The organism is Methanoregula sp. (genome assembly GCF_002835825.1).
Taxonomy (GTDB): Archaea; Halobacteriota; Methanomicrobia; order Methanomicrobiales; family Methanospirillaceae; genus Methanoregula.
Map to the genome: position 1 here is coordinate 1 of NZ_PIZH01000669.1, position 1,142 is coordinate 1,142.

The 1,142-nt window shown below is 58.2% G+C and carries 2 protein-coding genes; both read left to right on the plus strand.

Features of this window, described 5'->3' with window-relative positions; translation table 11 throughout:
- Window positions 1-493 (plus strand): FIST C-terminal domain-containing protein (locus CW742_RS14300; protein ID WP_292421534.1); only part of this gene is annotated, 493 nt, incomplete at its 5' end.
- Window positions 480-1,142, plus strand: a 663-nt coding sequence (locus CW742_RS14305; RefSeq protein WP_292421536.1) for a PAS domain S-box protein, incomplete at its 3' end; no start/stop codon positions are given. The genes CW742_RS14300 and CW742_RS14305, both read left to right, overlap by 14 nt.

The following is a 1,142-nucleotide window of genomic DNA, read 5'->3' on the forward strand; positions in this document are numbered from 1 at the left end:
TCCGCCGGTTGACCTGTACCGGGAATACCTGGAGGTGAGTGACGACGACCTCATCCAGATCGGCGTCAATTTTCCGCTCCTGATCGTTAAACCGGATGGGACCGAGGTGCTCAGGTCATTCCTTGCCGTGGATTTCGCAACCGGAGCCCTTACGTTTGCCGGGACGGTCCCCCAGGGAGCGAAAGTCCGGTTCTCGAGCTCGTTCGGGTACGAAACCATCGAGAAAGCGATCCGGGATATCCGGGAATTCAGGAATACCTCCCCGAAGGCGGATCTCGCGATTGTATTCTCCTGCATTGCCCGTCACCGTGCTGCAGGAGTCATGGTGAATGACGAGCTGGACACGATCCGGGCGCTCTGGAATGTCCCGGTATTCGGGTTTTTTACCTACGGCGAGATCGGGCATAACCGGAACGGGAACTGTGATTTTTACAACGAGAGCCTTTCGATAGCGCTGCTCTCGGAACAGTCCGGGGATCATGAAAAGCACTGATGACCTGCATTGCCTTATCGGCCCCGTGATCGCGTCCCTGCCCCCGGAACAGCGCGAGGCCGTAGAACGGGCGGTTGCCCGTATCGATCGCGATCTGGCCAGGGCCGAGACAAAATACCAGCGGGCTATCCGGGAGCGGGGGGCGGTCCATGCTCTCCTGAAAAAAACCTCCGGGGATCTCCTTGCCCGGTACCGGACAATTTTTGAATATGCGGGAACGGCAATGGCAGTGATCGAGCAGGGCGGAACGATATCCCTGGTAAATTCCGTCTTTGCCGAGATGACGGGATACCGCCGGGACGAGATCGAGAACCGGATGGATATCCGCACGTTCATCCATGAAAGTTCACGCGGGCAGGCTGTCGATTACCACCGGAGGCGCCGGATGGGCGACCAGTCGGTTCCCTCCCATTATGAGATCAAGATTGTCACGAGGTCCGAAAGGATCATCGACGCCGCCGTAAGCGTGGGGATCTTTCCCGGGACGAACCAGAGCATTTTCGCGTTCTCCGATATCACCGAACAGAAGCGGTCGCGTATTGAGCTGGAGCGGCATGCGGAGCGGGTTAAAGCGATGCTGGCAATCTACCAGATGGTGGATTCCCTCCCCGAGCAGGTTGCCGAGGCGACCCTCGATACCATCATGACC